13 protein-coding genes are annotated in these 23,195 nt (G+C 74.3%); 4 read left to right on the top strand and 9 right to left on the bottom strand.

Annotated features, from left to right (window positions below; translation table 11 throughout):
• The 3 genes from ACIOFR_RS37450 to ACIOFR_RS37440 all read right to left on the bottom strand — a co-directional run.
• Positions 1-7,820, bottom strand: a 7,820-nt coding sequence (locus ACIOFR_RS37450; protein ID WP_401004567.1) for an amino acid adenylation domain-containing protein, incomplete at its 3' end; no start/stop codon positions are given.
• Positions 7,817-11,428, bottom strand: coding sequence for an amino acid adenylation domain-containing protein (locus tag ACIOFR_RS37445; protein ID WP_401004565.1), 3,612 nt, complete (start codon positions 11,426-11,428; stop codon positions 7,817-7,819). The genes ACIOFR_RS37445 and ACIOFR_RS37450, both read right to left, overlap by 4 nt.
• 63 nt (positions 11,429-11,491) lie before the next feature.
• Entirely contained in the window at positions 11,492-11,713 is a 222-nt protein-coding gene (locus ACIOFR_RS37440; protein WP_401004563.1) for an MbtH family protein, read from the bottom strand.
• A 662-nt stretch (positions 11,714-12,375) separates the two neighbouring features.
• On the opposite strand from ACIOFR_RS37440, the gene ACIOFR_RS37435 reads away from it, so the two are divergent.
• Positions 12,376-13,308, top strand: a complete 933-nt coding sequence (locus tag ACIOFR_RS37435) for a TauD/TfdA family dioxygenase (protein ID WP_401004561.1) — start codon at positions 12,376-12,378, stop codon at positions 13,306-13,308.
• Positions 13,309-13,420: 112 nt separating this feature from the next.
• Here the strand turns inward: ACIOFR_RS37435 and ACIOFR_RS37430 are convergent, their stop codons facing one another.
• Positions 13,421-14,701 carry a helix-turn-helix domain-containing protein gene (locus ACIOFR_RS37430; RefSeq protein ID WP_401004559.1) on the bottom strand — a complete coding sequence of 427 codons (1,281 nt, stop codon included), beginning with the start codon at positions 14,699-14,701 and terminating at the stop codon, positions 13,421-13,423.
• A 329-nt stretch (positions 14,702-15,030) separates the two neighbouring features.
• The gene (locus tag ACIOFR_RS37425; RefSeq protein ID WP_401004557.1) at positions 15,031-16,155 is read right to left on the bottom strand and encodes a BTAD domain-containing putative transcriptional regulator; all 1,125 of its coding nucleotides are present in this window, start codon (positions 16,153-16,155) and stop codon (positions 15,031-15,033) included.
• 190 nt (positions 16,156-16,345) lie between these two features.
• Here ACIOFR_RS37425 and ACIOFR_RS37420 point away from each other — a divergent pair, with 190 nt between their 5' ends.
• Positions 16,346-16,882, top strand: a complete 537-nt coding sequence (locus ACIOFR_RS37420; RefSeq protein ID WP_401004555.1) for a hypothetical protein — start codon at positions 16,346-16,348, stop codon at positions 16,880-16,882.
• Between the two features lie 19 nt (positions 16,883-16,901).
• Here the strand turns inward: ACIOFR_RS37420 and ACIOFR_RS37415 are convergent, their stop codons facing one another.
• The 4 genes from ACIOFR_RS37415 to ACIOFR_RS37400 form a co-directional block, all read right to left on the bottom strand.
• On the bottom strand, positions 16,902-17,459 hold the full coding sequence (locus ACIOFR_RS37415; RefSeq protein ID WP_401004553.1) for an exonuclease domain-containing protein: 558 nt from the start codon (positions 17,457-17,459) through the stop codon (positions 16,902-16,904).
• A 66-nt stretch (positions 17,460-17,525) separates the two neighbouring features.
• Entirely contained in the window at positions 17,526-18,170 is a 645-nt protein-coding gene (locus tag ACIOFR_RS37410) for a 4'-phosphopantetheinyl transferase (RefSeq protein ID WP_401004552.1), read from the bottom strand.
• On the bottom strand, positions 18,167-19,003 hold the full coding sequence (locus ACIOFR_RS37405) for a metallophosphoesterase family protein (RefSeq protein WP_401004550.1): 837 nt from the start codon (positions 19,001-19,003) through the stop codon (positions 18,167-18,169). Before ACIOFR_RS37405 ends, ACIOFR_RS37410 begins: the two co-directional genes overlap by 4 nt.
• Positions 19,000-19,740, bottom strand: coding sequence for a thioesterase II family protein (locus ACIOFR_RS37400; protein ID WP_401004548.1), 741 nt, complete (start codon positions 19,738-19,740; stop codon positions 19,000-19,002). The genes ACIOFR_RS37405 and ACIOFR_RS37400 overlap by 4 nt, the downstream gene beginning before the upstream one ends.
• Positions 19,741-20,288: 548 nt before the next feature.
• On the opposite strand from ACIOFR_RS37400, the gene ACIOFR_RS37395 reads away from it, so the two are divergent.
• Complete coding sequence (locus ACIOFR_RS37395; protein ID WP_401004546.1) at positions 20,289-21,473, top strand: isochorismate synthase; 1,185 nt, start codon at positions 20,289-20,291, stop codon at positions 21,471-21,473.
• Between the two features lie 95 nt (positions 21,474-21,568).
• Positions 21,569-23,188 (top strand): (2,3-dihydroxybenzoyl)adenylate synthase, encoded by a 1,620-nt coding sequence (locus tag ACIOFR_RS37390; protein ID WP_401004569.1) that lies wholly within the window; start codon positions 21,569-21,571, stop codon positions 23,186-23,188.
• The last annotated feature ends 7 nt before the right edge of the window (positions 23,189-23,195 follow it).

The following is a 23,195-nucleotide window of genomic DNA, read 5'->3' as shown; positions in this document are numbered from 1 at the left end:
CGAACCCCCGGATCCGCCACCACCGCCGCCAGCAGACGCTGGAACCGCGCCACCAACCCCTCGGCCGTCGACCGGTCGAACAGATCCGCCGAGAACTCCACGCTGGCGTCCAGTCCGTGGCCCGCGCGGTCGGAGAACCCGAAGGACAGGTCGAACTTGGCGGTGCTGCCGACCGTCGGCACCGGCGCGACGTCGATGCCCGGCAGCTCCAGGCTGGCCGCCACCTCACCGTCGTCGAAGGTCAGCATCACCTGGAACAGCGGGTGGCGGTTCATCGAACGGACCGGGTTGAGCACCTCGACCAGCCGCTCGAACGGCACGTCCTGGTGCGCGAACGCCGCCAGATCCGCAGACCGGACCCGGCTCACCAGCTCCCGGAACGTCGGATCACCCGACACGTCCGTCCGCAGCACCAACGTGTTCACGAAGAAGCCCACCAGGTCGTCGAGCGCCTCGTCGGTGCGGCCGGCCACCGGCGTGCCGATCGGCACGTCCGTCCCCGCACCCAGGCGGCACAGCAGCGCCGCCACCGCCGCCTGCACCACCATGAACACCGTCGCCCCGGACTCCCGGGCCAACGCGGACACACCCGCGAACACCTCATCGGCCAACCGGAACTGCACCAGGCCGCCCGCACCACCGGACTCCACCGGCCGCACCCGGTCCGCCGGCAACGCCAACTCCGCCGGCAGATCCGCCAAAGCCGCTTCCCAGAAACCGAGTTGCCGCGCCAGCAGACTCGACGGGTCGCTCTCCTCACCCAGCAGCTCCCGCTGCCACAACGTGTAGTCCGCGTACTGCACCGGCAACTCGTCCCACACCGGCGCCACCCCGCCCGACCGCGCCGCGTACGCCGACCCCAGGTCACGGGAGAGGGGTGCCAGCGACCAGCCGTCACCGGCGATGTGGTGCAGCACGATCAGCAGCACCGACTCCTCCGCACCCGTCTCGAACAGCCACGCCCGGATCGGCAGGTCCACCGTCACGTCGAAGGAGCACCCCGCGGCCTCGGCCACGGCCGCCTCGTCGGCGCCCGGCACCACCGTCAGCAGCTCGCCCATCTCGCCGAGCGGCAGCACCCGTTGGAACGGCTCGCCGCCGATCTCGGGGTACACCGTGCGCAGGCTCTCGTGCCGGCCCACCAGGTCGGTCAGGGCGAGCCGCAGTGCGGCGGCGTCCACCTGGCCGGAGAGCCGCAGGGCCACCGGGATGTTGTAGGTCGAGGAGGGACCCTCGAAGCGGTTCAGGAACCACAGCCGCTGCTGCGCGAACGACAACGGGACCACGGTCGGGCGTTCCCCCTCCCGGAGGCCGCCGCGGGCCTCCTCGGCGGTGCCGATCCGGCCGGCGAGGGCGGCGACGGTCGACGCCTCGAAGACCGTGCGGATCGCCAGCTCGACGCCGAGCTCGATCCGGATCCGGCTGACCAGCTTGGTCACCAGCAGCGAGTGGCCGCCGAGCGCGAAGAAGTCGTCGTCGACGGTGACCCCGGTCCGGCCCAGGACGTCAGCGAACAGGCCGCAGAGGACCCGCTCGATCTCCGAGGCCGGCTTGCGGCCCTCCGGGACCCACTCCGCCGCGGGTGCCGGCAGGGCACGCCGGTCGAGCTTGCCGTGGGCGGTCAGCGGCAGCTCGTCCAGCAGGACGAAGGCCGACGGAACCATGTAGTCGGGCAGCGCCTGGGCGGCGTGCTTGCGCAGGACGTCGGCGGCGGGGGCGGCGGGCCCGGGGACGACGTACGCGACCAGTCGGCGGTCACCGGGCGCGTCCTCGCGGACGATCACGACGGCCTCGCGGACGTCGGGGTGGGCGGCCAACGCGGCCTGGATCTCCCCGAGTTCGATCCGGTAGCCGCGGATCTTGACCTGGTCGTCGGCGCGGCCGACCGATTCGAGGGTGCCGTCGGCGCGGCGGCGGGCGAGGTCTCCGGAGCGGTAGAGCCGGGAGCCGGGCGCGCCGTACGGGTTCGGCACGAACCGCTCGGCGGTCAGCTCCGGCCGGTTCAGGTAGCCGCGGGCGACGCCGCGGCCGCTGACGTGGATCTCGCCGACCACGCCGACCGGCACCAGCCGGCCGTGCGCGTCCAGCAGGTGCACGCCGAGGTCCGGCAGCGGGCTGCCGATCGGGCTGGTGGACGGCGACGCGAGATCCGTCCCGTCGAGGCGGTGGAACGTGGTGTGGACGGTGGTCTCGGTGATCCCGTACATGTTGATCAGCGCGGGCGTGTCCGGGCCGAGCCGGTCGGTCCACGGCCGGAGGTCGCCGAGCTCCAGCCTCTCACCACCGAACACCACGTGCCGCAGGGCGAGTTCGCCGATCCGCGGGTCGTCCGCGCCGGCCAGGGCGACCAGCGAACGGAACGCCGACGGGGTCTGACTGAGCATCGTGACCCGCTCGGCGACCAGCAGGTCGAGGAAGTCCTCCGGCGAACGCGCCACCTCGAACGGCACCACCGCCACCCGACCACCGAACAGCAACGCACCCCACAACTCCCAGACCGAGAAGTCGAACGCGTACGAGTGGAACAACGACCACACGTCCTCCGACGAGAAGGAGAACAACCCCTCGGTCGCCGTGAACAGACCCAACACGTTGGCGTGCGAGAGCGTGACACCCTTGGGCCGGCCCGTCGAGCCGGACGTGTAGATGACGTACACCGCACCGTCCGACCCCGCACCGGACACCAGATCGACGGACGGCAACTGCGCGAGCACCCCGGCGGCCTCCTCCAGCACCACCACCGGCCCCCCGAACACCGAACCCACCAACCCCGCGTGCACCGACTGCGTCACCACACACGCCAACGCCGCATCCGACGCCATGTACGCCAACCGCTCCGCCGGATACGCCGGATCCAACGGCACGTACGCACCACCGGCCTTCAGCACCCCCAGCAGCGACACCACCAGATCGAACCCACGCTCCAGACACACCCCCACCAGCGACTCCGGCCCCACCCCCAGACCCCGCAGATACCCCGCCAACCGGTTCGCCCGCGCGTTCAACTCCCCGTACGACAACGACGCACCCTCGAACGACACCGCCACCGCATCCGGCGACAGCACCACCCGCCGCTCGAACACCTCGGGCACGCACAACCCCTCCCAACCACCCACCCCACCCACGATCGGCCGGTCCACCACCGACAACTCGGCGGCGTCGGGGAGGAAGGTGACGGTGGCGTCGCCGTCCGGGTCGGCCGCCATCGCCTCGACGACGGCTCGGTAGAGTGCGCCGATCCGGTCCGTGTCGGCGCGGCCGAGGGTGTGGGTGTCGGTGGCGAGGGTGAAGCAGCCGCCGAGGGTGGTGACGGTCAGGCCGAACTCGGTGTGGCCCTCGTCGATGACGCTCTCCGCGTCGATCTGGCCGAGGTCCACCTGGTGGAAGTTCTGGTGGTTGAACATCACGTCGATCAGGCGGCCGCCGTCTCCGAGCTCCCGCTGGATGACCGGCATCGGGAACCGGCGGTGCGGCCACATCGCGATCTCGTCATCGAGCACCTGCTGCACCAGCTCGCGCCAGGTGCGGGCGGTGCGGCGGGCCGGGAACGGCAGGGTGTTGAGGTACATGCCGTACACCCGGTCGGCGCCGACGACCTCGGGCCGGCCGTCGCAGACCAGGCCGGTGCAGAAGCTCGCCTCCTCGGTGAGCATGCTGAGCACCTTGAGGTGGGCGGCGACCAGCACGTTCTTCAGGGAGGCGCGGGCCCGGACGGCCAGCAGGCGCAGCTGCGGCTCCAGGTCCTGGTACGGCACCGGGGTGCGGTAGTACTCGCGCGGGGCCGAACGGTCGGCCGCCCAGCCGGCGGGCAGCGAGAAGGCCGGGTGCTCGTCCAGGACGCCCTGCCAGAAGGCGCGTTGCTCCGGGGAGCCGACGGCGGCCCGTTCGGCCGCGATGAAGTCGGCGAACCGGACGGCGGGCGTCGGCGGCACCAGCGGGGTGCGGCCGAGGCGCAGCGCACGGAACGTCTCCAGCAGTTCCATCAGCAGGGAGTGGTAGCTCCAGCCCTCCAGGACCGGGTGGCACTCGGTGATGGAGATCCACCAGCTGTCCTCGGCGGTGAGGTGGGCGGTGACCCTGATCAGCGGCGGCACGTCGAGGTCGAACGGGTTGGCCCGCTCGGCGGCGGTGAACTCCCCTAGGGCGCGCAGCTGTTCGTCCTCGCTCAGGCCGCGCAGGTCGTGGATCGGCACGTCCGGTTCCACCGAGCCGTGGACCAGCTGGAGCGGCAGGCCGAAGGCGGTCAGTTCGAAGGAGGTCCGCAGCACCTCGTGGCGGGCGACCACGGCCCGTACCGCGGCGCGCAGGGCGTCGGCGGCGAACGGGCGGTCGTCGCGGACCCGGAAGGCGGTGACGTTGTGGTAGGTGTTCGTGCTGCCGCCGGAGAGCAGTTCCGCCACCATGCCGAGCTGGACCTGCGACAGCGGGTAGGCGTCGACCACGCCGGCGGGCAGGGCCCGGCGGACCGTCTCGTCGACCAGTTCCAGCGGTGCGACCGCGGGCGCGGGCACGGGGACGGCCTGACGGTTGCCGAGGTACTGGGCGAGCGCGGCCACCGTGCGGTGCTCGAAGATGTCGCGGACGGTGACGTCGTAGTCGGCCTCGCGCAGCGCGCCGACCAGCGACACGGCCCGGATGGAGTCGCCGCCGAGGTCGAAGAAGGTGGTCTCGACGCCGACCCGGTCGAGGTTGAGGGCCTGGCACCAGACCTCGGCGATCCGCTGCTCGGTGACGGTGCGCGGCGCGACGAAGCCGCCCTCGGTGCCGGCCGCGGAGCGCTGGGGCGCGGGCAGGGCGCGGCGGTCGGTCTTGCCGTTGCCGGTGAGCGGGATCGCGTCGAGGCGGACGAAGGCGGCGGGCACCATGTAGCCGGGGAGGGTCTGTGAGAGCAGGTGCTGAAGGCCGGCGGTGTCCGGGCCGGCGTCCGGGCCGAGCTCCGGGTCGGTGGTCCAGTAGGCGACCAGTTCCTTCTGCCCGGGGGTGTCCTCGCGGGCGAGGACGACGGCTTCGCGGACGTCGGGGTGGGCGGCCAACGCGGCCTGGATCTCGCCGAGTTCGATCCGGTAGCCGCGGATCTTGACCTGGTCGTCGGCCCGGCCGACCGATTCGAGGGTGCCGTCGGCGCGGCGGCGGGCGAGGTCTCCGGAGCGGTAGAGCCGGGAGCCGGGCGCGCCGTACGGGTTCGGCACGAACCGCTCGGCGGTCAGCTCCGGCCGGTTCAGGTAGCCGCGCGCCACGCCGGGGCCGCTGACGTGGATCTCGCCGACCACGCCGACCGGCACCAGCCGGCCGTGCGCGTCCAGCAGGTGCACGCCGAGGTCCGGCAGCGGGCTGCCGATCGGGCTGGTGGTGGGGGTGTCGAGGTCGGTGGCGGTCAGGCGGTGGAACGTGGTGTGGACGGTGGTCTCGGTGATCCCGTACATGTTGATCAGCGCGGGTGCGTCCGGACCGAGCCGGTCGGTCCACGGCCGGAGGTCGCCGAGCTCCAGCCTCTCACCACCGAACACCACGTGCCGCAGGGCGAGTTCGCCGATCCGCGGGTCGTCCGCACCGGCCAGGGCGACCAGCGAACGGAACGCCGACGGGGTCTGACTGAGCATCGTGACCCGCTCGGCGACCAGCAGGTCGAGGAAGTCCTCGGGTGAGCGGGCCACGTCGAACGGCACCACGACCAGGCGGCCGCCGAAGAGGAGCGCGCCCCACATCTCCCAGACCGAGACGTCGAAGGCGTAGGAGTGGAACAGCGACCAGACGTCGTCCGGGCCGAAGCCGTACAGGCCGGCCGAGGCGGTGAACAGGCGCAGCACGGCCCGGTGCGAGAGCACGACACCCTTGGGGCGACCCGTCGAGCCGGAGGTGTAGATGACGTAGACGGAGTTGTCGGGGCCGGTCACCGGCGGCAGGTCGTCGGCGGGCAGCGCGGCGAGCTCGGTGTCGAGCTCCGACAGGACGAGCGTGGGGCCGTCGAAGACGGAGGCGACCAGGCCGGCGTGCTCGGTCTGGGTGACGGCGCAGACCAGTGCCGCGTCGGAGGCCATGTAGGCGAGGCGGTCGGCCGGGTAGGCCGGGTCGAGCGGGACGTACGCGCCGCCGGCCTTGAGCACGGCGAGCAGGGTGACCACGAGGTCCGGGCCGCGCTCCAGGCAGACGCCGACCAGCGACTCTACGCCGACGCCGGCCCGGCGCAGGCGGCGGGCGAGGCGGTTGGCGCGCCGGTTGAGTTCGGCGTAGCCGAGCGAGCCGCCGGGGTGGCTGACCGCGACGGCGTCGGGGGTCAGCGCGGCCCGGCGCTCGAACGCCCGGTGGACGCAGCTGCCGTCCAGGTCGCTCGGTGCGCCGGGGATCGGCCGGTCCACCACGGCGCGTTCGGCCTCGTCCAGCAGGTCGATGCCGGACAGCGCGGCCTGCGGCTGCTCGGCGACGGCGGCCAGCAGCCGGGTGAGGTGGCCGGCGAAGCGGCGGACGGTCGACCCGTCGAACAGCGCTGTGGCGTACTCGAACTGGCAGCCCAGCGAACCGTCGGCGCGCTCGGCGACCTGGAGGGCGAGGTCGAACTTGGCGACCTGCCAGGGCAGCGCGACGGGCTCGGCCCGGACGGCGCCGAGGGTGAGCTCGCCGGCCCGCTCGTCGTGCAGGGTGAAGGCGGTCTGGAAGAGCGGGGTGACGGAGAGGTCGCGTTCGGGGCGGAGTTCGTCCACCAGGGAGGCGAACGGCGTGTCCTGGCGGTCGAAGGCGTCCAGCACGGTGGCCCGGACGTGCGGGAGGAGCTCGGCGAAGGAGCGGTCGCCCTCCCAGGCGGTGCGCAGGACGAGGGTGTTGATGCCGTAGCCGACCAGGTCGCGCAGCTCCGGGCGGGTGCGGCCGGAGACCACGGTGCCGACGGTGATGTCGGTGCTGCCGCTCCAGCGGGCCAGCTGGGCCTGGTAGGCGGCCAGCAGCACGGTGAACAGGGTGGTGCGGTGCTCGCCGGCCAGGGTGCGCAGCCGCTCGGCGGTGCCGGCGGGGACGTCGAACCGGACGGCCGCGCCCTCGGTGGAGCGGACGGCAGGGCGCAGCCGGTCGGTGGGCAGGGCCAGCGGTTCGACGCCGGCCAGCTGCTCCTTCCACGTTCCCAGGCGGCGGCGGGCGGCGGGATCGGTGCGGAACGTCTCGCGCTCCCAGGCCGCGTAGTCCGCGTACTGCAGCGCGGGGGCCGGCAGCGGGGAGGGCCGTCCGGCGGCGAACGCCTGGTACAGCGCGGAGAGTTCGGTCATCAGGATGTCCTGCGAGCGTTCGTCGCAGGCGATGTGGTGCAGGGTGAGGGCGAGCAGGTGGTCGTCGGGCGAGAGCTGGAACAGGGCCGCGCGCAGCGGCGGTTCGCTCTCCAGGTCGAACGGCAGGGCGGCCTGGCGGCGGGCCTGCTCCTCGGCGGCGTGCTCGCGTTCGGCGGCGGGCAGCGCGGTGAGGTCGACGGTGGCGAGGGTGCCGGCCCGGGCGGGGTCGACGATCTGGACGGGTTCCTCGCCGTCCAGGGCGTACCGGGTGCGCAGGATCTCGTGCCGGGCGGTCAGTGCGTCGACGGCCGCGGCCAGCGCTGTGGTGTCCAGGACGCCTCGCAGGCGCAGGAGTTGGGGTACCAGGTACTCGACGGCGTCGGGGTCGAGCCGGTTGAGGAACCACATCTGGCGCTGGCCGGAGGAGAGCGTCAGCGGCCGGCTGCGGTCGGCCGGGGTGATGGCGGCGGGCCCGGTGGCGCGGCCGCCGGCCATCCGGCGGCGGATCAGCTCCTCGCGGAGGTCCGCGGCGCCGTGGGTGGTGTGCTGCGAGTCTCCAGCAGTCATGCCGGCTGCCCCTTCGTACGGGTCGTGTCGGCCACGACGTCCTCATCGCTGAGCTGGGCGATCTCCGCCCGGATCAGGTCTTCCAGGGCCAGGGCCCACTGCTCCACCGTGGGGCCGTCGAACAGCGCCCGGACCGGGATGTCGAGGTCGAGTTCGGCCCGCGCGGCGGCGGTGACGGTGGCGGCGAGCAGGGAGTTCCCGCCGAGTGCGAAGAAGTCGTCGCGGACGCCGACGGGGGTCTCCAGGGCCTCGGCCCAGATCTCTGCCAGCCGCTGTTCGAACGGGTTGCGCGGGGCGAGGTGCTCGGCCCGCGCCGGCGGCGGGTCGGCGTCAGGGGTGCCGGGGGTGCCGGCGGTGCCGGCGGTGCCGGGGACGGCCGGGTGCCGGACGTTCCAGGGCAGGGCGGCGCGTTCGCGGTCCCGGCCGGTGCGGACGTCCACCGCGGAGAGGGCGGCGCCCGGGTCGGCGGCGAGCTTTCCGGCCAGGGTGGCCAGGCCCTCGGCTAGGGACTCGGCGGTCCGGGGGTCGAAGAGCGCGCTGGCGTACTCCAGCAGGCCGCCGAGGTCGCCGTTCTCCTGCCGTCGCATGATCAGCGCCAGGTCGGTCGGGGTGGTGCGCCAGGCGGCGCCGAACTCGGCGAGGTCGGCGGTGTCCTCGGCCAGGCCGGTGAGTCCGTCGTCCTGGAGGTCGAACAGGGCCTGGTAGAGCGGGGTCCGGGAGGGGTCGCGGGTCGGCTGGAGGGCCTCGACCAGCTGCTCGAACGGCAGGTCCTGGTGGGCGAAGGCGGCCCGGCAGGTGTCCCGGACCCGGTCGACGGCCTGCTCGAAGCTGAGGTCCGTGCCGAGCTCGGTGCGCAGGACGAGCGAGTTGAGGAAGAAGCCGACCAGGCCGTGGGTCTCGGGCCGGATCCGGCCCGCCACCGGGGTGCCGATGGCGAGGTCGTGCTGTCCGCCGTGCTGGCCGAGCAGGATCTGCCACAGGGCCAGCAGGGTCATGAACGGGGTCGCGCCGCGGCCGCGGCCGATCTCGAAGAGCGCCTCGGCGGTCGGCGCGGGGATGCTGAAGGCGTGGACCGCGCCGTGTGCCTCGCGGTGCGCGGGGCGCGGCCGGTCGGTCGGCGTGCGCAGGGTCGGCAGGCCGGCCAGGACGCCTCGCCAGTGGGCGAGTTGGCGTTCCAGCAGGTCCGGGGTGAGGTGGTGCTCGCGCTGCCAGGCCGCGAAGTCCGGGTAGCCGATCGGCAGCGGGTCGAGGGCGGGCTCGGCGCCGTCCGCGAGGGCGGTGTACAGCGCCCGCAGCTCGCGTTTGATCAGAACGGTGGACCAGCCGTCGCAGGCGATGTGGTGCACGGTCAGCAGCAGGTGGGCGTGGTCGGGCCGGCGGGCGAGCAGGGCGCGCCAGACCGGGCCGCGGGCGAGGTCGAAGCTCCGGGCGATCTCCGCGCCGAACAGGGCGGGCAGGTCCGGCCCGGCCGCGTCGGTGACGGCGAGCTCGACCCGGCCGGGCGCCTCGACCTGCTGGACGGGGCGGCCGGCGGTGAGCGGGTAGCGGGTGCGCAGCGCCTCGTGCCGGGCCGCGAGGGCGTCCAGGGCCCGGCCGAGGACGGCCGGGTCGGTGTCGGCGGGCAGGCGCAGGAAGACCGGGACGACGTACTCGGCGCTGCCGGGGGTCAGCTGGTCGAGGAACCACATCCGCTGCTGGCCGGCCGACAGCGGCAGCGGGGCGCTCCGGTCGGTCCGGGTGACGGCGGTGCGGTCGGCGCCGGCGAGGTCCAGCAGGCGGGCCTGGTCGCGCACGGTGGAGGCGGTGAACAGGTCGGCGAGGGCGATCTCGCGGCCGGTCGCGGCGCGCAGCCGCTGGGCGAGGCGGCCGAGCAGCAGGGAGTAGCCGCCGAGCCGGAAGAAGTCGTCCTCGGCGGCGATGTCGGGGGTGTCCAGCAGTTCAGCCCAGATCGCGGCGACGATGCGCTCGGTGGCGGTCGCCGGGGCGGTGCGGCCGGTGCTCGCGGGCGCCTGGGGACCGGGTGCGGGCAGGGCCTTGCGGTCGAGCTTGCCGCTGGTGGTGAGGGGGAACTCGGCCAGCACGGTGAAGACGGCGGGCACCAGGTACTCCGGGAGCCGTTCGCGGCACCAGGCGCGCAGCTCCTCGTGGCCCGGGTCGTCGCGGACGGTGAGGTAGGCGACGATCCGGCCGATCCCCGCGGCGTTGCGGACGGCGGCGACGGCGGCGGCGCGCACCTGTGGGTGGCCGGCCAGGACGGCCTCGATCTCACCGGGCTCGATCCGGACGCCGTTCACCTTGACCTGGCCGTCGAGCCGGCCGAGGTACTCCAGCGAGCCGTCGGCGAGCCAGCGGACCTGGTCGCCGGTGCGGTAGAGGCGTTCGCCGGCCGGGCCGTACGGGTCCGGGACGAAGCGCTCGGCGGTGAGGTCGGGGCGGTTGACGTAGCCGCGGGCGACGCCGGCGCCGCCGACGTGCAGTTCGCCGGGCAGTCCGATCGGGGCGAGCTCGCCGTCGGCGTCCAGGACGAGCAGCCGGATCCCGCTGATGGGCCGGCCGATCAGCACCGGTCCGGTCCGCTGCTGCGGGTCGAACCGGCGGGCGGTGACGTCGATGGAGCACTCGGTGGGGCCGTAGGTGTTCCAGATCTGCACGTCGACGCGGGCCAGCAGGCGCTGGCAGAGCTCGGCGTGCAGGGGCTCGCCGGCGGAGAAGACCAGCCGCATGGCGGTGCAGTCGGCCCAGCCGCTCTCCTCGACCAGCAGGCGCAGCACCGAGGGCACCACCTGGAGGACGCTGATCCGCTGCCGGGCGACGGTGCGGACCATCTCGGCCGGGTCGCGTTCGACGCCTGGCGGAGCCATCACGACCGTCCCGCCGCTGCTCAGCGGGCCGAAGAACTCCCAACCGGCGGCGTCGAAGCTGAGCGAGGTCTTCTGCAGCACCCGGTCGCCGGGGCCGAGTCCGTGGGTGCGGACGGTCCAGGCGACCCGGTTGCGGATGCCTCCGTGGCTGACGGCGACGCCCTTGGGCCGGCCGGTGGAGCCGGAGGTGTGGATGACGTACGCGAGGTGGTCGGCGGTGGCGCCCGGCCCGGGGTCGGTGTCGGGCCGGGCGGCGAGGTCGCGCCCGCAGTCGGCGGAGTCGAGGACGACCGCGTGCACGCCGTCGGCGCGGACCAGGTCGGCGAGCGCCCGCTCGGTGAGGACGATCCGGGCGCCGGTGTCGCGCAGGACCCAGTCGACGCGGTCCTTGGGGTGGTTGGGGTCGAAGGGGACGTAGGCCGCGCCGGCCTTCCAGACCGCGAGCAGGGCGACCGCCAGGTCGACGCCGCGGTGCAGGCAGACGCCCACCAGGTCGTCGGGGCGGGCACCGAGGGCGCGCAGGTGGTGGGCGAGCCGGTTGGCGCGGCGGTTCAGTTCCGCGTAGCCGAGCTCCCGGTGGTCGTCGACCACCGCCGTCGCGTCCGGGGTGCGGGCCGCCGTCGCGGCGACCAGCTCGTGCAGCAGCGGCCCGCCGGCGGCGGGATCGCCGGGTGACCCGGCCGGCCTCCGGGGCTCGGCCGGGGCCGCGCCGTTCTGCCCGGTCCCGGGCGGCGGGGTTGTGTGCACGGTCAGCCCTTCGGTGATGGTGGCGGTGGTGGCCGGGCCCGGTCGGTCGGGTGCCGGACGGGGTCAGGCCTGTGCGGCGGCCCGGTCCATCCGCTGCCGCAGGCTGAGCGGCCGCATGTCCGTCCAGACCTCGGAGATCCGGGCCAGGCACTCGTCCTTGCCGCCCTGGGTGCCCTCGGTGTGCCAGCCCGCCGGGACCTCGCGGCCGACCGCCCAGATCGAGTACTGCTCCTCGTCGTTGAACACCACGAGGTACTGCTGGCCGTCGTTCTGGTCGTCACTCATCTGTACTCCTCAGCCGGGCTTCTGTGCGCGCCGAATTCATTCACGGGAGGATTTCCGGGAGTTCACCGGAACGGGGGCGAACGGCATTTCCACCGGCCTGCGCGGCGCAGCCGGAAAGGTGCCGTTCACCTACCCGTGGGTCGCCGGGACGAGGGGGGAGCGCGGAGGGCTCCGGATGCCTTCCGGTGCCGTTCTTCGGCGGTGGGAAGCGCGACCTCGTTCGAGCATCGCCATCATGGCGGGTTTGATCAATCCCGCTCAAGGGGTTGTCAGTTGCCAGAGCCTGGCAACTGACAACCCCTTGGCAACCCTCGCTCACCAGGCAACTTGAGTCATGTACTCGACAATATGTCAGGTCGTCAGAGGGTTGCCCGCGCCCGTCTCCGCCAATTCCATGACGGCAAAAGGGGGTTCGTTCCCCCCTCTGCTTGTCGGTGCATTCCACCGGCGATAAGGTGCTGACACCCGGTGGCATGCCACCCGGATGCCGCACCGCCGCCGCCCCGCATTCGCCGGCCACCGCCGATTCGCACCGGCCCGTGGCCGCCCGGGACGGCCGGGGCCGCCCCGACGACCGGCGGCCCGCCCGCTCTCCCGCCCCCGCGGCACCGTCGCGCCGGCGGCCTGCGTCCACACCATGATCCGACGAACGGAGTACCCGTGTGACTGCGCCCCAGCTGCCCCTCACCGTCGACGGCGGCGACCGCCGCCTGGTCGAGCACATCCGCCGGCACCGCGAGGAGCTGCGCGAACAGCTCCTCGTCCACGGCGCCCTGCTGTTCCGCGACTTCGCGGTGGACGGCGTGGACGGCTTCGACGCCGTGGTGCGCGAACTGTCCGGCGAACCCCTGACCTACGCGGAGCGCTCCTCGCCCCGCCAGGCGATCAAGGGCAACGTCTACACCTCGACCGAGTACCCGCCGCAGGAGGAGATCTTCGCCCACAACGAGAACTCCTACCAGGCCGTCTGGCCGCTCGTGCTGTACTTCTACTGCATCGAGCCGCCGCTCACCCGGGGCGCCACCCCGCTCTCCTCCACCCGGGCGCTGTACGCGGCGATCGACCCCGCGGTGCGCGAGGAGTTCGAGCGGCGCCGCTGGTCGGTGGTCCGCAACTACGGCGGCGGGCTGGGCCTGCCCTGGGCGGAGGTGTTCAACACCGACGACCGCGAGGAGGTGCAGCGGCACTGCGCCGGCCAGGGCATCGAGACCACCTGGATCGGCACCGACCGGCTGCGCACCCGGGCCGTGCGGGACGCCGTCCACAAGCACCCCGTCACCGGTGACCAGGTCTGGTTCAACCACGCCACCTTCTTCCACGTCACCACCCTGCCCGAGGAGCTGCGGCTGGGACTCCAGGCGCTGTGCAAGCCGGAGGACCTGCCGAGCAACACCTACTACGGCGACGGCGAACCCATCCCGGACGACGTCCTGGACCACCTCCGGGACTGCTACCGGGCCACCTCCACCCGGTTCGACTACCGGCGCGGGGACGTCCTGGTCCTCGACAACATGCTCTCCACGCACGCCCGCGAGCCCTTCACCGGCCCGCGGAAGATCGCGGTGGCGATGGCGGAGCCGTACGGCGGCGTCTGAGCCGCACGCCCGAGGGGCGGCGAACCGACCGGTCGGTACCGGCGGTCGCCGCCCCTCGGCGCGTCCTGCTGCGGGCCGGCCCTCGGCGCGTCCTGCCGCGGGCCGGCCGCCGTCAGCGGCCCATCCGGTCCCCCAGGCCGGCCAGGGCGACCCCGGACGGCCCGGCGGTGGCCAGCTCGGCCCGCCGCACCAGACCGAGTGCGAACGAGCGGACCAGCTTGTGGAACGCGTACCGGCCGGGCGCCGGCGTGTCCAGCAGGCTGGCGTCCACCAGCTCCTCCAGCAGGTTCTCGGCCTCGTTGCGGTCCGCGCCGAGCGCCTCGGCCGCGACCGCGAGCGACAGGTCGGGCCCGTCCAACTGGGCGATCAGCCGCAGGGCGTGGGCCGCCTGCCAGCCGAGCCGCTCGTAGCTGAGCCGGAACGCGGTGCCGACCGCGGCGCCGCCGAGGTCGAGCACCGAACTGCCCTCCTCCTCGTCCTCCAGCCGCTCCGCCAGCGAGGCGATCTGCCAGCGCGGACGGGCCGCCAGCCTGGTGGCGACCAACTGCACGGCCAGCGGCAGCAGGCCGCACGCCTCGACCAGCCGGCGGGCCGCGGCCGGCTCCGCCGCCACCCGCTCCTCGCCGACGATGGCGGCGACCATCCGCACCGCCTCGGCAGGATCCAGCGGGTCCAGCGAGAGCAGCTGTGCCGACCGCAGGCCGGCCATCCGGACCCGGCTGGTGACCAGCACCATGCTGCCGGGCGCGGCGGGCAGCAGCGGCTGCACCTGCTCCGCGCTGACCACGCCGTCCAGCACGATCAGCATCCGGCGGCCGTCGAGCAGCGTCCGGAACAGGGCCGCCCGTTCGCTCATCGCGGTGGGCAGCGGGCCGCCGGGCCGCAGGGCGCGCAGGAAGCCGCCCAGCACCTCGGTCGGGGTGATCCAGGCGCCGTCCTGGCCCGGACCGTCGATCTCCGCGAAGAGGCAGCCGTCGGGGAACCTGTCCCGCACCCGGTGCGCCCAGTGAACCGCCAGCGCGGACTTGCCGACGCCCGCCATCCCGTCGATCGCGCAGACCACCATGCGCTGCTCGCACAGCAGGCCGTCGAGCCGGCGGAGGATCCGCTCCCGGCCGTAGAAGTCCGGTACCGCCATGGGTAACTGGGCAGGTCGCAGCGGTCCGGCCGGGTGGACCTCGGCGTCCTGGTCGGCCACCAGCCCGCGCAGCGCGCCACCCGCGCCGAGCACGTCGTCGCACCGACCCGCCAGCTCCGGGGTGGCGGGCCGGGCTCCGGTCTCCACCCTGCTGAGGTAGCCCTTGCTGTAGTGGGCCATTTCGCTCAGCGCCTTCAACGAGACGCCCTGCTGCGTCCGAAGTCTTCGCAACTCGTGCCCGAATCTGTCGCTCAAAACTCCCCCCTCCTGCCCGTGTTGGTTGCTGTCTCCCCCGATGGGGCCCATCACAGGCGGCCGAGAGCCGCCGCGCCACCACGCGCTCCGGGGCCGCGCTGCCGTCGTCGTATGTGCTCCCCCCGGAGACGACGGCACCCCAGCGTGGGTGGCGGGGCCGATCCTACGGGAGATCACCGTCCGATGTTCGAATTCGATCAGAGATATCTCACCGAGTTTCGGATGCCGATCACGGGCCGGCCGCAGTAGAGGCACGGATCAGGATCCGTGCCCGCGTTGCCGTGACATTCCCCGATGCATCCGCCCTCCCCACGGATGTTGACTGTGCGTCACCGAAAGCCCGGACCGGACGGGTCGCCGCGTTCGAACACCGCGGCGAGCCAGGACGGGAATCCCGGGTGGTCGCGCCACGGCGCGGCGGCCCGCAGCAGCAGCTCCCAGTGGGCCGCGGCGGGCGGAGCCGCGGGGTGGCGCAGGCTCTCGGGTACCTCCGCGCCGAGCGCCAGGTGCGCCCGCAGACCCGTCAGCGCCACCCCGACCGCGCTGCGCAGCGCCTCGGCGGACCGGGCGGCCTCGCCGCCCGCCATCGATCCGCCCGCCACATCGATCCGGGCGGACAGAAAGCCTTCGAGCACAGTGAGTTGACTGTTCGTCAGCAAAGATGGCGGGCCACCGGGGCGGGTCGGCTGCCGGTCCGTGCGGAGCAGCGCCTGCTGGGTCGCGCGCAGCTCCGGGCCGGGGTCGAGACCCAGCTCGGCCGCGAGCCGCTCGGCGAGGCGGCGGTACACGGCCAGTGCCTCCACCCGCCGGCCGGAGCGGCCGAGGGCCAGCATCAGCTGCCCGACGAAGCGGTCCCGCAGCGGGAACTGCGCTACCAGGGAGGCTAGTTCGGGAACGGCGCGGCGGTGCCGACCGAGCTCCAGTTCCAGGTCGAGGCAGTCCTCCAGAGCGGTCAGCCGCTGTTCGTCCAGGGCCACGGCGCCGGCCGCGAGCGCTCCGCCCGCCGCGCCGCCGGCGTCACCCAGGCCGTCCAGGGCCGGTCCACGCCACAGGGCCAGGCCGGCGCGCAGCTCCCCGAGGGCCTCGACCGGTCGCTGGACGGCGGCCGCGTGGCGGGCACGGGCGAGGTGACGGGTGAACATCCTGGCGTCCAACTGCTGTTCTCGAAGCTGGAGTTGGTAGCCGGCGCCGATGGTGAGCAGGCTGGGGGCGGCCGGCCCCGCGGCGGCCGTGCCGAGCCGCCGGCGCAGCCCGCCGGCCAGGTTGCGGACCTGCCGGGAGGCGGTGGCGGGCGGCCGCTCCCCCCAGACCGCGTCCACCAGCCGGCCCACCGGGACGACGGCACCGGCGCTCAGCAGCAGGGCCGCCAGCAGCCGTTCCTGTCGGGGCCCTTCGAGCGGGACCCGGCGGCCGCCGGCCCGCACCTCGACCGCGCCCAGGATCCTGAACTCCACCACGACCTCCGACGGCGACCGGTCGGCGAGACCCCGGTCGTGTACTCACCGCGACGACGGGAGCCCGTCGCACCCGCGTCCAGACGGTGCCCAGACGATGACGGTTTCATGTCAGAAAGCTGCCGCCGCATGACAACGTCGGCCCCGGCCGCCCGTGGCCGGGCGCCCCTCACGACCCTCGGGAGTACTGATGAGTTTCCTCGACCGCACCCGCGCGCTCGCCGTCGCCTCGGCGGTGGCCGCGCTGATCCCGCTCGCCGCAGGCTCCGCCCAGGCCGCGCCGCCCGCCACCCACGCGGGCCTGACCTGGAGCCTGCTGGGCACCGGCCCGGACGGGTCCGTCCACGTCGGCGGCCCCGGCGGCACCGCCAGCGACCCGTACCACGGCGACACCCCGGCCACCGCCTCGCTGCCGGTGCTCTGCCTGCGGGCCGACGGCAGCCCCAAGCCGGACGGCATCACCACCGACTTCTACGACGGCTGGGCCCAGGGCACCGTCGCGCCCTCCACCGCGGTGAAGGGCAGCCGGCTGAACAGCCGGGCGGCGGCCGACTCGATCTGCCAGGCGAGCTTCGGCACCGGCTGGCGACAGGCCGAGTTCCACGACGGGCACTACGGCCCGGACGAGTCCGCGACCGGCGGCTGGACCTTCTGGGCCTACGGTGACCTGCGGCCCGGCCGCTTCTGGGTGGCCATCAACGACCAGCCGGCCAACCCCTGGAACTGAGACCCCACGGCGGCGCGGCTCAGCGCCACGCCCCCCGGGCCGACAGGTCGAGCACCAGGGCCGCGATGTTCCAGGCGTCGTCCTCACCGCGGTGGTGCCGGCCCTCCAGCGGCAGGCCGGCCAGGCGCAGCGCCTCGGCCATGCCGGGGCGCTTGCGCAGCCCGTTCGCCTCGGTGAAGACCAGCTTGGCGTTGGTGTGGCGGCGGCCGAACGGGTACGCCGTCCCGGTGGCGCGGCACTGGCGGATGAACTGGTTCCGGTCGTAGTCGCCCCAGCTCGCCCACGGGCGGGAGCCGGCCCGGTGTTCGGCGGCCAGCAGCCGGCAGGCCTCGGCGAAGGTGAGGCCGGTGTCGACCTCGGCCGGGGTCAGGCCGGTCAGCCGGGTGCAGAACGGGCTCACGGTCGAGCGGGCGGGCCGGACCAGGATCCGGTGCCGCCCGACCCGCTTCCCGGCGGCCGGGTCGACCACGGTCAGCCCGATCTCGATGATCTCGCTCACCGCGCCGGGCGGCGGCTGACCGTCCCAGCAGGTCGCCTCGACGTCGACCACGTTCCACAGCTCCCCGGTGCTCTCCACGCCGGGGAGCGTAGCCGCCGGAGGCGGCCGGGCACCGGGATTTTCCGGCCGCCCGGCGCCCGCCGGTCAGGCGATCGCGGTGAGCACCAGGTCGTCCTGGACCAGCCAGCGGCCGTTGAAGCCGCGCAGCGGGCCGCCGTCGGCGGTGGTCCCGTCGACCAGCAGCCGGGCCGACCAGGTGCCGTCCGGGGCGAGCGTGATGTCCGCCTCCTCGAACTCCAGGAAGCGTCTGGTCAGCGGGAACCACGCCTTGTAGACGCTCTCCTTGGCGCTGAACAGCATCCGGTCCCAGTGCACCTGCGGCTGCTCGGCCTGCAACTCGGCGATCCTGGACTGCTCCTGGGGCAGCGCTATCACGTCGAGGACGTCGTCGGGCAGCGGCGCGTGCGACTCGGCGTCGATGCCCACGGTGCGCAGCTCCGACGCCCGGGCGACCACCGCCGCGCGGTAGCCGGCGCAGTGCGTCATGCTGCCGACCACGCCGGCCGGCCAGGTCGGTGCGCCGCGCTCACCACGCAGGATCGGCGCGGGTGGAACTCCGAGTGCGCCGAGCGCGCGCCGGGCGCAGGCCCGTACGGTGGCGAACTCCCGGCGTCGGCCGGGCACGGCCCTGGCGACCAGCTCCTCCTCCTCGGGGAAGAGCGGCGCGTCGGCGCGGTCGTCGAAGGCCTCCGCCCAGGAGACGCCCGCAGGCAGCAGCTGCTCGATCACCGCTGCTCCTCCCGCAGGACCCGGCGCGGCCGGTGCGGTCCGCCGCGCGGCCCCCACTCGCGCGGGTATCCCAGCGAGACCTCCTCGAAGCGCACCCCGTCGGCCCAGGTGACGCGGGGGATGTGGAGGTGACCGTAGATCATGGCGGCGGCGTCGTAGCGCAGGTGCCAGTCGGCGGTGCGCTCGGTGCCGCACCAGAGCGCGAACTCCGGGTAGCGCAGGATCCTGGTGGGCTCGCGGACCAGCGGGTAGTGGTTGACCAGCACGGTCGGCAGCGCCGGGTCCCGCCGGGCGAGCAGCCGCTCGGTCTCGGTGATCCGCGCCTCGCACCAGGCGTCGAGGGAGGGGTACGGGTCGGGGTGCAGCATCATCTCGTCGGTGCACACCACACCGGCCGCATAGGCGGCGGCCAGGGCCTGGGCCTTGTCGGCGGTGCCCTCGGGGCGGAAGGTGTAGTCGTAGAGCAGGAAGAGCGGGGCGACGGTGACCGGTCCACCGGGGCCCGCGTGCCACACCGGGTACGGGTCCTCGGGCGTCAGCACGTCGAGCCGGCGGCAGAGTTCGACCAGGGCACGGTAGCGCTCCTCGCCCCTGAGCTGCACCGGGTCGTCCTTCGGGGTCCACAGCTCGTGGTTGCCGGGGGACCAGATGACCTTGGCGTACCGCTCGCGCAGGGTGGCCAGCACCCATTCGATCTCGCCGAACCGCTCGCTGACGTCGCCGGCGACGATCAGCCAGTCCTCCGGGGAGTCGGGGCGGAGCTCGTCGACCACCTTCCGGTTCTCCGGGTAGGCGACGTGCAGGTCGCTGATGGCGAACAGGGTGCCGCTCATGCCAGGGCCTTGAGGTGGTGGGAGACCACGGCGGCGATCTCCTCGTGCCGGCCGTTCAGGTAGAAGTGGCCGCCGGGGAAGACGTCGAGTTCGAACGCGCCGCCGGAGTACCGCTCCCAGGCCCGGGCGTCCTCCTCGGAGGTCACCGGATCGGCGTCGCCGACCAGCGCGGTGACCGGGCAGCCCAACGGCCGTGGTGGGTCGGGCCGGTAGCCGGCGAGCGCGGCGTAGTCGGCGCGCAGGGCGGGCAGGGCCAGGGCCCGGATCTCCGGGTCGGCGAGCAGGCTCGGGTCGGTACCGCCGAGCGCCGCCGTGTGGGCGACCAGCTCCTCCTCGCCGAGTCGGTGGATCGTCTCCGGGCGGCCACGGTCGGGTGCCCGCCGGCCGGACACGAAGAGGTGGGCGGGGCCCGCGCCGGTCCGCTCCAGCCGCCGGGCGGTCTCGTACGCGATCACCGCGCCCATGCTGTGCCCGAGCAGGGCGAGCGGTCGGCCGTCGGGGCGGCCGAGGGCGGTGACGACCTGCGCGGCCAGCTCGCCGATGTCGGTCAACGGGGTCTCGGTGAAACGGTCCTGACGGCCCGGGTACTGCACGGCCAGGACGTCGACCTCGGGGCGCAGCACCGTGGACAGCGGGTGCCAGTAGCTGGCGGAGCCGCCCGCGTGCGGGAAGCACACCAGTCGGACGGGGGCCGACTCGGTCGGGTGGTACCGCCGTATCCAGCGGTCGCTGCTCATCGCCACTCCCCTGTCACCCCTGCGTGCCGGTCACGGATGTTCACCGGGCCGACAATACTCTGACACCGCTTCACTTCTCCGGATCTTCACATCGAAGGCCGCACCCGGCCGCCGGCCCGGCCGCGGACGGGATCCGGGGCGGACGACGGCGGGCACCGGGGGCCACCACGGGCACCGGAGGGCCCCGGCGGGGGCACGACCCCTCCCCGACTCCAGTATGGTTAGGTTAGCCTAACCATTACATGCGGGCCGCCGCCTGGCACCCCGTCCGATCAACGCTGCCCGCGGAGTACCCGATGCCGTCGCCCCCGCCCCCGCCGACCGCCGAAGGACGGCCCCCGGCCCGCCGCTGTCCCCGTACGGTCGCGGCGCACGCCGCCTGACGGCCGGCCCGCAGCCCCGCGAGGACCGGGCCGCCCGGTGCGCCGCCCACCCCGTGCGGCCCCGGCCCCAGCACCACCGCCCCACCCGACGACGGCCCGCCCGACGGCCGTCCCCCACCGCACGCCCCGGCCCAGGCGCCACCCGCGCCAGGAAACGGAGAACTCATGACCACGGCCTCCACGGCCCACGACACGGCCGCCGCCCTGCCGGGCGCAGCGGCCCTGCTGGCGGCCTACCGGCCGGGCCCCTCCTCGGCGTTCTTCGCCGGGCCGAGCCGCACCCTGCTGGCCGAGGGCGTCCGGGCCACCGTGGCCGACCCGGCCCGCGCCGCCGACGCCCTGCGCGCGGCCCGCGCGGACGGCCTGGCGCACCCCGTGGTGGTCGGTGCGATCCCGTTCTCCCCCGGAGCGCCGTCCCGGCTCTTCGTGCCCGAGCAGGTCGACTGGGCACCGCCGCTGCGCGAGGACCCGCTGCTCCAACTGCCGGGCGCCCGCACGGCCCCGGCCACCTGGCGGCAGCGCCCGGTACCCGCCCCCGAGGTCTACCGCGACGCGGTGGCCGAGGCCGTCCGGCGGCTGACCGGCGACCCCGAGCTGACCAAGGTGGTGCTGGCCCGCACCCTGGAGCTGACCACGCCCGGCGGGGCCGACCTGCCGTCGATGCTGCACCGCCTCGCCCGCCGGGACCCGGACGGCTACACCTTCGCCGTCCCCGCCGGGGGCGACGCCACGCTGATCGGGGCCAGCCCCGAACTGCTGGTCTCCCGCCGGGGCACCGCGGTCAGCGCCAACCCGCTGGCCGGTTCGGCCGCCCGGAGCACCGACCTGGCCGAGGACGTCCGCCGCGCCGCCGCCCTGCTGGAGTCCCCCAAGGACCTGCACGAGCACGCCGTGGTGGTGGAGGCCGTCCGGGCCGCCCTGGCCCCCCTCTGCGCCGACCTCACCGTCCCCGAGCAGCCGACGCTGGTCCGCACCGCCGCGATGTGGCACCTGTCCACCACCGTCACCGGCACCCTCGCCGACCCGGCCACCAGCGCGCTCGACCTCGCCCTCGCCCTGCACCCGACCCCGGCCGTCTGCGGCACCCCGACCGACCGGGCCCGCCACCTGATCGGCGAGCTGGAGCCGTTCGACCGGGGCCTGTACACCGGCGTGGTCGGCTGGGGCGACCTCGCCGGCGACGGCGAGTGGGTGGTCACGCTGCGCTGCGCCGAGGCCGACGGCGACCTGCTGCGGCTGTTCGCCGGCGCGGGCATCGTCGCAGCCTCCGACCCGGCCGCCGAACTGGCCGAGACCGGTGCCAAGTTCCGCACCTTCCTGCACGCCGTGGGCCTGGAGGAGAGCAAGTGAGCACCCCATCGGGCACCTCCCCCGACACCCACCCGGCAGCCGCCGGGCCCGCCCGGTCCACGGACAACGCCTCGTCCACCGACACCGTCTCGTCCATCGACACCGCCTGGTCCACGGACACCGCCTGGCCCGCGGAGTACGCGGCCCGCTACCGCGCGGCCGGCCACTGGACCGGCGAGACGCTCGACCGGATGATCCGCGAACACGCCGCCGCCCACCCCGGGCGGATCGCCGTCACCGACGGCGACCGGCACTGGAGCTACGCCGAGCTGGACGGCCGGGCCGACCGGATCGCCACCGGCCTGCTCACCCGCGGCCTGCGCCGCGGCGACCGGGTGGTGCTCCAACTGCCCAACGTCGCCGAGTTCTTCGAGCTCTTCTTCGGCCTGCTGCGGGCCGGCGTCGTCCCGGTGATGGCACTGCCCGCGCACCGGCGCGCCGAGATCTCGTACTTCTGCGAGTTCGCCGGGGCCCGGGCGCTGATCGTGCCGGACCGGCACGCCGGCTTCGACCACCGCGAGCTCGCCGCCGAGGTGCTGGCCGCCGTCCCCGCGCTCGGCGAGGTCATCGTGGTCGGCGACGCCGGCCCGTACACCCCGGTCGAGGAGCTGCGGGCCGCCGAACCCGCGCCCGTCCAGGACCCGCCCGGCGCGGGGGACCTGGCCTTCCTCCAGCTCTCGGGCGGCTCCACCGGCCTGCCCAAGCTGATCCCCCGGGCGCACGACGACTACCTGTACAGCGTCCGGGAGTCCGCCGCCATCTGCGGGCTCGACGCCGGCACGGTCTACCTGTGCGCCCTGCCGGCGGCGCACAACTTCCCGCTCAGCTCCCCCGGCACGCTCGGCGCCCTCCACGCCGGCGGCCGGGTGGTGCTCGCCCCCAACCCCAGCCCGGACGCCGCCTTCCCGCTGATCGAACGCGAGCGGGTCACCCTCACCGGGCTCGTCCCGCCGGTCGCCCTCGCCTGGGCGGACGCCGCACCGCAGAGCCCGTACGACCTCGGCAGCCTGCAGCTGCTCCAGGTCGGCGGCGCCAAGCTCAGCGCCGAGGGCGCCCGGCGGCTCGCACCGGCGCTCGGCTGCCGGCTCCAGCAGGTCTTCGGGATGGCCGAGGGGCTCGTCAACTACACCCGGCCCGAGGACGACGAGGAGACCGTGCTCACCACGCAGGGCCGCCCGATCTCGCCCGACGACGAGGTACGGGTCGTCGACGACGAGGACCGCGACCTGCCGGACGGCGGCACCGGACACCTGCTCACCCGCGGCCCGTACACCATCCGCGGCTACTGGCGCGCCCCCGAGCACAACGCCCGGGCGTTCACCGCCGACGGGTTCTACCGCACCGGTGATGTCGTCCGCCGGACGCCCTCCGGTCACCTGGTGGTCGAGGGGAGGGCCAAGGATCAGATCAACCGGGGTGGCGAGAAGGTCGCCGCCGAGGAGGTCGAGAACGTGCTGCTGGCCCACCCGGCCGTCCACGACGCCTCCGTGGTCGCCACCCCCGACGCCTACCTGGGCGAGCGCAGCTGCGCGTACGTCATCCTGCGCGAGGGGGCCGCCAGACCGCGCGCCGCCGAGCTCAAGGCCTTCGTCCGCAAGGCCGGTCTCGCCGACTTCAAGGTGCCCGACAAGGTGGAGTTCGTCACCGCGTTCCCGCAGACCGGAATCGGCAAGGTCAGCAAGAAGGACCTCCGAGCCGCCGCCCCCCAGCCGTAGGAAGACC

The organism is Kitasatospora sp. NPDC088346 (assembly GCF_044740765.1).
In the GTDB taxonomy this organism is placed as follows: Bacteria; Actinomycetota; Actinomycetes; order Streptomycetales; family Streptomycetaceae; genus Kitasatospora.
This window is presented reverse-complemented; position numbering and strand designations above follow the sequence as displayed.

Coding starts and splice junctions, on each gene's coding strand:
- ACIOFR_RS37440 (WP_401004563.1), bottom strand. CDS start 11,713: ATGAGTGACGACCAGAACGACGGCCAGCAGTACCTCGTGGTGTTCAAC.
- ACIOFR_RS37420 (WP_401004555.1), top strand. CDS start 16,346: ATGAGTTTCCTCGACCGCACCCGCGCGCTCGCCGTCGCCTCGGCGGTG.
- ACIOFR_RS37405 (WP_401004550.1), bottom strand. CDS start 19,003: ATGAGCGGCACCCTGTTCGCCATCAGCGACCTGCACGTCGCCTACCCG.
- ACIOFR_RS37400 (WP_401004548.1), bottom strand. CDS start 19,740: ATGAGCAGCGACCGCTGGATACGGCGGTACCACCCGACCGAGTCGGCC.
- ACIOFR_RS37395 (WP_401004546.1), top strand. CDS start 20,289: ATGACCACGGCCTCCACGGCCCACGACACGGCCGCCGCCCTGCCGGGC.